Here is an 8,123-nt window from a genome sequence, read left to right as displayed (position 1 = left end):
GCCCGTCCAAAAAAGACGGGCGGGACGCCCATCCCACAATAACAATTAAAATTGTAAGTTATTTAATTCGCGATCCTTACCTGATGTCCAGTTAGTTGTAAGAAAATCCGTTTTTAGTGAAGACTTTAGTCCTTGTTTTAAGGACTAAAGTCTTCAACATATCACTCATATCATGTCCGCTCGATTAACCATAATATCCTGGTCTGGGCGGGTTTTGGAGATTGTCCTTTGTTGGCAGGTATTGTTGGCTCACGGGCCCCTACAAAAATCACGGTCGCTCGACTGGACATGATATCATAACTTTTCTTGAATTCCTTCAAACGGCCCCAAAAAAGTCGGTTCGGGACGGGTAACGCGCACTTCCCAAAGCGCTTTGATGACTGCCAAAAATTCGCGGAAAGTGTAGCGAATCATGCCCTTTTGGCGAAATTTGCCCCAATCCGGCGTTCCTAAGCCGATCGCCTTTATGCCCAACCGGCGACAGGTATAAACAGCGCGGGCTAAGTGAAAGTTTTGGGTAACTAAAACAGCCTGCGTTATGCCAAAAATCTCTTTCGCCCGGTAGCAACTTTCATAGGTACTAAATCCGGCATAATCGAGAACGATATTATTAATCGGTACGCCCTGGGCTTCGGCGAAGTCCTGCATTGCTTGGACTTCGTTGTAATCGACGGTGCTATTGTCTCCTGTCATCAAAAGTTTGTCCACTCGCCCCGCTTTGTACAAATCGACGGCTGCTTGCACTCGATCGGCTAACATGGGGCTTGGAGTGCCGTCTTCCCAAAGTCCGGCACCAAAAACTATAGCAATGGGTTCAGCAGGCACGTTAGCTATATCGCTGTGGCGGTAGTTGCGGGTAACAAATCGGACGTAGTAGTTGAGCGCTAGGGGTGTGAGCACTGAGGTTAATATTAACAGCCCGATGGCAAAGCGCCATTGAAATATAAAGGATTTAGGCAACATAAATTCAAGTTAACTTCCTATATAATTACACGAACAGGCCGCTTCGCGGGTCTAATAATTGTCTTGTTCCCGAATTTACATTATATTATATTGACAAAAATATGATTCAACACCAGCCAAACTTTGAATTGCTGGAATCACTTTTATGGGAACCCAAAAACGGCTATTTTTTGCTAGACAGACATCTTCAAAGATTAGAGCGATCGGCTGATTATTTTAAATTTTCCCTATCGCTAACAGAAACAAGCAAAGCTTTACAAGCATTAAGTATGACTTGCGGGTCAGTCAAACACAAAATACGGTTAACAATATCTTGTGAGGGAAACATAACGTTACAAGCTCAGACACTAGATAGCGGTATCTTAAAAATCGGTGCATCTGTGGGAATTGCCCGCCAACCGATCGATTCTCAAAACCCATTTCTTTACCACAAGACAACTTACCGATTGCCTTATACAATGGCTTTGGAGTCGCAGCCCCAATATCAGGATGTCTTTCTGTGGAATCAAGATGGAGTTATCACCGAATCCACGATCGCCAATATCGCGATCGATACACCCGCAGGTTTAATCACACCTCCCCTCAAGTGCGGTTTATTACCGGGGACGTTTCGTTCTCAACTTTTAGAGGAGGGAAAAATCAGAGAAGAATTAATTACCTTAGATGATTTGCAAAGAACCAAAACTATATTTCTCATTAACTCCGTTAGGGGTTGGATACGCCTCAAAAAAGAGGCAAGCGGAGATATTTGGAAAGTTGTAAATAATGGCTGAGATAACGCTTTAAATCGATTTTAGGAGGGTGCGAACTGTGCACTTTACTACAGAATTGACATTTTGCGTAATTCCTGAAAGTGTTAACCAGAGTGCAATCTATTATGAAAAAAATACAACCTTGGCATTGGCGAAAGCTTCCCCTAAATCAGCGCAGCGGATCGGAGATTTTTCAAACTTTATTTCTCGGTAAAACCGCCGACAGTGCAGGCTCAATATCGGAGTGTTTCCCCCGCGATATGGCTGTTCTGCTAGAAAGTCCAGTTACATCTTCTACTAACTTGGCACGATATTCTATTTGTGCAGGTTCTCCCCGGATAATTGACGGTCAATCTCAGCTATGGACACCGCCAGTCGGTGAAATTTTACCTTTTTTGCGCGCTCTTTTGGACTCTCAAGAGCAAAATTTAGCAGTGAATGTACCGCCGGAAATTCCTTTTACGGGGGGTTGGTTGGGATGGCTAGGTTATGATTTAGCATGGGAAATCGAACACCTGCCCCAACTCAATACCGATCCGCTTCCTTTCCCGGTTAGCTGTTGGTACGAACCAGAATCTTTTGCGGTTTTAGACCATCAAACGCAAATTCTCTGGTTGGCTGCGAGTCAACCTTCTCAACTCGATGTTATGCAGCATCAATTAGAGCAAGCCAAGGGAGAAATAATCCAGAATAATTTACCGGAAAATTATCAACAAAATTCCGCTACTCCTATTTTCCAATTATCTCAGAGTGAGTATAAAGAAATAGTGCGAAAAGCTCAGAAGTATATTCAGGCGGGCGATATTTTTCAGGCTAATTTATCTTTGCGGTTTGAAGCCAGTACAGATTGCAGTAGTTGGTCAATTTACCGCGCTTTGCAACGGATAAATCCTTCGCCTTTTGCAAGTTATTGGCAAACTCCGTGGGGGGCGATAGTTAGTTGTTCGCCGGAAAGACTCGTTCAATTATTAGGAAATAAAGTGGATACTAGACCGATCGCGGGAACGAGACGGCGAGGTTTAACCTGCATTGAAGATGAGCAGTTAGCACGGGAATTAATAGAGAATATCAAAGAAAGAGCAGAACATATTATGTTAGTTGACTTAGAGCGCAACGATATCGGGAGGGTGTGTGAATGGGGTTCGGTAAAAGTTAACGAATTTCTGACTATTGAACGCTACAGTCACGTGATGCACCTCGTCAGTAATGTTATCGGTACATTAAGAGGAGATTGCGACGCGATCGACTTAATTCGAGGGGTATTTCCGGGCGGTACGATTACAGGTTGTCCAAAAGTGCGCTGTCTGGAAATCATCGAAGAATTGGAACCGGTGAAACGCAATTTATTTTACGGTTCCTGCGGTTATTTGGACTGGCGCGGAAACCTGGATTTAAATATTTTGATTCGCACCCTTTTATATGCACCAAAAAGTGACGGTACGACGGGGGGGGTTGTTTGGGGACAAGTGGGTGCGGGGATTGTTGCTGATAGCGATCCAGAAAGGGAATGGCAGGAGTCGCTGCAGAAAGCTCAAGCTCAAGTTAATGCTTTGAAATTAGCGGAAATATTTGATTAGATGCGTGTTAGATAAATCGAGTTGTTAAGATTGTTGAAGATTTTGAACGCCGATTTACTTTTGATGCAATACTAATTAAAATCGATCGAAACCAAAAGATTTTTTGTAGTATTAATGTTAGGGAACTGTTGGTATGGTGTTGCCTGATACTTTTTTTAGCGATCGCACTGTGAGTCATATCAATTCCGGCAGTCAGGCCGGAATGATATCAAATCCGCGCTTCTAAGTCGGGCTTAAAGTCGAATCAAGCTGCCAACAAATAATTCGCGCAATTTTCATTTTTTTACTCACAGTCACCAGTCAACAGTCAATAGTCATTAGTCATTAGTCATATCAAATCCGTTAGCATCAGAATTATTCATCTCTCTGTTCTCTTCCTCTGCGTTCTCTGCGTTCTCTGCGGTTTAATCATTCCAATGCAACCGGAATTGATATCATTAGTCATTAGTTAACAGTTAACAGTCAACAGTCCTATGTCTATTGATTGTCCGAACCTACTGCCTCAGAAATCGAACTAAATCCGCTTTCTTCTAACTTTTGCAACAAACCTTGGAGAATCCGACGCACCATCCAAGGCCCTTCGTAAACCCAACCCGTGTAAACCTGAATTAAACTCGCACCGGCGGCTATTTTTTCCCAAGCATCTTCGGCGGTGAAAATGCCACCAACTCCAATTATGGGTAATTCGCCTTTTGTATATTGCCAGATAAATCGGATTACTTCTGTCGATCGCTCCCGCACAGGAAGCCCGCTAATTCCCCCGGCTTCTTCGGCGATTGGTTTGCCTGTTTCTGGCAATATTTGTGTTTTCAATCCGTCGCGGCGGATGGTGGTATTGGTGGCGATAATTCCTGCTAATTGGTAGGTTTTTGCTAAGTCAAGGATAGATACGAGATCCTCCGACTCCAAATCCGGCGCAATCTTGACTAAAATTGGCTTGATTCCCTGATTTTCTTGTTGCAAACTTTCCAAAATTGTGCTAAGCCCAGCAGCATCTTGGAGCGATCGTAACCCCGGCGTATTCGGAGACGAAACGTTCACTACAAAATAGTCGCCCCAATCTTTCAGCAGCTTAAAACTCTCCAAATAGTCGGCTGCTGCCTGCTCTAACGGTGTTACCTTAGATTTACCGAGATTGATGCCCAAGGGGAACGGAGACTGAGGCATGGGGCCCTGGGCATCGAGTGGGGACTTTTTCTGTGCTGCCTGAAACCGGGCTGCCATTGCCCCGGCTCCTTGATTGTTAAATCCCATGCGGTTGAGGGCTGCACTGTCCTCCGTCAAGCGAAACAAGCGAGGTTGGGGGTTTCCCGGCTGTGGTTGACAAGTGACAGTGCCAAGTTCGGCAAAGCCAAAGCCAAAATTTGCCCAAATATCGGCAGCTACGCCGTTTTTATCAAATCCGGCGGCCAAGCCGACAGGATTGTTAAAGCTCAGTCCCCACAAAGATTGTTCGAGGCGAGAATCTTGGACTCCCAAAGATTTCTGCAATCGAGAGAGCATTTGGCTGGTGGCGGGGTTTGACTGGGTTCTGGCTGCAAGTTCAAGAACTTGGAGAGTGCGGTTGTGCAGCCACTCGGCATCGGTTTTCAATACGGAAAACAACAGCGGGCGTACACTTGATTGATAAATATCCAATGATTTGTACTGGGGCAATTTACAAATGAGAAAGGAGAAGGAAAATAAAAATATTCACGAGCAGGCAGGGAAGGCGAAGTTTTTACTTCAACCTCGATCGACTTTATCCAATGTTTGAGACTGAAGGATAAGTGAGACGATTATATTATAAGTTGACTCTTTGGCATTTTAATTTTTTGAATCTTTAAGTTAGTAATTTTAAATTAGACAAGGTGCGGGGAAGCTTGGAAATGGGGCAGCAGCAAAGACCAAAGGATTTAGACGAACAAATCGCGACCCTAGAGCGCGTTCTCCAGACTCTCCGAGAAGAGGAGAATGTTGAAGTGCTACTTTCGACCACACTCGGTTACTTGCAATCGGAATTTGACTGGGGTTTGATTTGGATCGGGTTGTACGATCGACAGGCCCACAGATTGTTCGGGAAAGGCGGCATAACTCCTAACGGCGACCAGTCTTTTCTCAAACAGCGGTTTGCCCTCAGCCCAGGGGATTTGCTGGAACAAGTGGTGATTCAGCTCCGGCCGGTGGGAGTCCCGGATTTGCGATCGGAAAACCGAGCCGGAGAATGGCGCAAAGCAGCTCAAACTTTCAATATTCAAGGCACGACTCTGTTTCCGCTGCGCTACAAAGACCGCTGCTACGGCGTGATTTTGCTCGGAACTGAGGTATGGGGAGCGTCGCCCAAGTCGGGGGAAAAAACCCAGTTGGCGATCGTATTTGGAGCGCTGGCAACTGCTCTTTACCAAATAGAAAAAGACTGGCAGCGACAACAAGTTAAACACCCAGATGAGTCTCTTTTAGCGCTGATTTCGCAGTTGGGGGAATTGCGATCGCTCGACCAATACTTGCAAGCGGTGGTAGAACAAACTCATGAATTTATTGAGCCGACGCGCACCAATGTTTATTGGTTCGAGCGAGAGCGGCGCTATTTTTGGCGCAGAGTCAGCAACCGCGAAGTTACTCCGGGTTTGAGCGGGCCGGGCCGAGCGGCTTCGGGCATCACCGTCCAAGACTTGGGCGAATTTTATCAGGCTTTGGGCAGGGAAGAAATGGTTTGGATCGGTGAATCTCAAAGTTCTCTGAAAACTGAGCTGACAGGGCGGTTGATGCAGCAAATCCGCGCTCGCTCTCTGTTGGCTGCGCCGATTGTTTCGGAAGGGGAATTGTTGGGATTTTTGGCAGTCGAAGCCGGCGAGCCCCGGATTTGGCAAGACAATGAAAAGCATTATCTGCGGGGAGTGGCGCAGTTAGTGGCTCTGACGGCTCCTGTGTCGGAGATGGAGGAGAAAATTCAGCAAATTGAGATCGATCGAGATTTAACTGCCGGAATAGCTCACGCCATCTACAGCGATGCTGACTGGGAGACGACTTTGAAAAATACCGCCGAACAGTTGTGCGATCGGCTCAAATGCGAATACTTTTTGCTGCTGCTGTACGGCGAAGAACAAAATCGCTTTGAAATTGTCTGCCAAAATCTGCCCCGCAACCGCAGGGCAGTGCCGTCGCCACTCAACGCCCTGGATGTGGCTGACGTGGGGCTGTTGCAAGCAAGTGCACCTCTGGCTATTGAAAATTGGGAGGAAGATGGGCGGTTGGGCGCTTGGCGGGAAGTGTTGGGGGAAGCTGGGGTGCGATCGCTGTTGGCATCGAGCACTAGGGCGAAAAAGTCCGAGGGAGAAAACCCCAATCTCAAATCGAAAATCGCCAATCGCAAATCGATCGAGGGTTTGCTGGTTGTCGGACACAGTGCAACTCGCACTTGGAGGCGATCTGAGCAAGAATTAGTTCGGCTAGTGGGCGAACAACTCGGATTGATCCTGCACTCGTGGCAGCAGAGTTCGGCAATCGACAAATATCAGCAATTTGAGCGATCGCTCAAATCGGGTTTGGCGGTTTTGCACCATTCTCCTGATGAGCAATCTGAGCAAGAGATATCTGCTGCTTCACCGCCGATGTTCCCAGAGTTGCCGCTACAAAAGCTCGATCGTAACTTTGCTCAACACGTTTCCCAGACAATTTCCTGTCCTTTAGTAGCCGTAATTACTTGGAATCCCGGTGATGAGGAAGGTTCGATCGTGGCGACGGTAGCTGCTAATCCCGTATTTGCCCTCAATCCCGAGGCGGTGATTCCTGTCCAAACAGATGCTTTGATCCAACAAACCCTGGCTGCTAACTGCGTGGTGCAACAGAGCACGAGCCAACTGCCACTGGCGACAAAGCGGTGGCTACGCAGTCCGGGAATTGGCGAGATTATGACGGTGGCGCTGCGGACGGCCCCAGAACACGCTCCGGTGGGCATTGTGGTGGCTGCAGACGCTCCGGGCCGCCAGTGGTCGGAGTTGTCGGTGAGTTTACTTAGCTCGATGGCGTCTCAGTTGGCTTGGTGGCGCAGGTATTTGGCGGTGCAATCGATCCAGGAGTCGCAGCGATTGGATCTAGAGTTGCTCAACTGGTACAAACAACGCCGTTTTGAGGAGTTTTACCGCACTGTGGGAGCGGGGGTGAAGGAGTTGGGGGAGTTGAGTCAGTCGATTTTGCAGTCGGCGAAGGAACAAAAGGATGCTCTGAAAATTTTGCGCTACCAACAGGTTTTGCGGCAAATTGGCAATGCTTTGGGGTCAACTCATTTGCTGCTGAAACAGGAACATTGGCGGCTGCAATTCGCACAAGATGCGGTGCCTGTGAGCGCTTGGCTGAGACGATCGCTCGATCGAACGGCCCCCCTGGTCAAACACTCGAAAGTCTTGCTGGATGTGCACAGAGAAGCTGCTGTGTCTATGCCGGCCGGTCAGACTTTGAGCGTTCGCGGGGACAGCATCAAGCTGGATTTGATTCTGTGCGAATTGCTGGCGACGGCTTGCAGGCGCTCTGCTGTTGGTGCCAAGATTGAGATTCGCTCTGAGTTGTTGGGGGAAGATTTGTTAGAATTGTCTGTGATCGATAGCGGCGCGTGCGATCGACAGTTAATTGCTGCCTTCAACGGCGGTTCCGAACCCGATATATTAGCGGTTGCTAATTCCCATAGGTCGATCGTGCAAAATCTCTTAATTTGTCAGCGAGCAGTACGCTTAATGGGGGGAAACTTTTCTCTAGAAATGTTAGAAAACAATTTAATTGTCGCTCGTTTAGTGCTGCCCCTAGCCAATTCTTAATCTGGTAAAATTTTGTAAAAGTTCCAAGCTGCGATCGAGGA

General features: G+C 47.3%; 5 protein-coding genes. 3 read left to right on the top strand and 2 right to left on the bottom strand.

The genetic code is table 11. The annotated features are described in order from the left end of the window. Positions 1–294 precede the first annotated feature (294 nt). A complete protein-coding gene (locus tag QUB39_RS27675) occupies positions 295–963 on the bottom strand; it encodes an ElyC/SanA/YdcF family protein (protein ID WP_333057545.1) in 669 nt (222 codons plus the stop codon). Between the two features lie 101 nt (positions 964–1,064). Here QUB39_RS27675 and QUB39_RS27670 point away from each other — a divergent pair, with 101 nt between their 5' ends. Both QUB39_RS27670 and QUB39_RS27665 read left to right on the top strand, forming a co-directional pair. After that, positions 1,065–1,736 (top strand): aminotransferase class IV, encoded by a 672-nt coding sequence (locus QUB39_RS27670; protein WP_333057546.1) that lies wholly within the window; start codon positions 1,065–1,067, stop codon positions 1,734–1,736. A gap of 104 nt (positions 1,737–1,840) precedes the next feature. Continuing rightward, positions 1,841–3,292: an anthranilate synthase component I gene (locus tag QUB39_RS27665; protein ID WP_333211281.1), complete on the top strand. Its 1,452-nt coding sequence runs from the start codon at positions 1,841–1,843 to the stop codon at positions 3,290–3,292. Positions 3,293–3,769: 477 nt separating this feature from the next. Here the strand turns inward: QUB39_RS27665 and QUB39_RS27660 are convergent, their stop codons facing one another. Next, positions 3,770–4,930, bottom strand: coding sequence for a quinone-dependent dihydroorotate dehydrogenase (locus QUB39_RS27660; protein WP_333485207.1), 1,161 nt, complete (start codon positions 4,928–4,930; stop codon positions 3,770–3,772). Between the two features lie 230 nt (positions 4,931–5,160). On the opposite strand from QUB39_RS27660, the gene QUB39_RS27655 reads away from it, so the two are divergent. Further along, the gene (locus tag QUB39_RS27655) at positions 5,161–8,082 is read left to right on the top strand and encodes a GAF domain-containing protein (protein ID WP_333485206.1); all 2,922 of its coding nucleotides are present in this window, start codon (positions 5,161–5,163) and stop codon (positions 8,080–8,082) included. Positions 8,083–8,123 lie beyond the last annotated feature (41 nt).

Source organism: Microcoleus sp. AT8-B5 (genome assembly GCF_036705565.1).
In the GTDB taxonomy this organism is placed as follows: domain Bacteria; phylum Cyanobacteriota; class Cyanobacteriia; order Cyanobacteriales; family Microcoleaceae; genus Microcoleus.
This window is presented reverse-complemented; position numbering and strand designations above follow the sequence as displayed.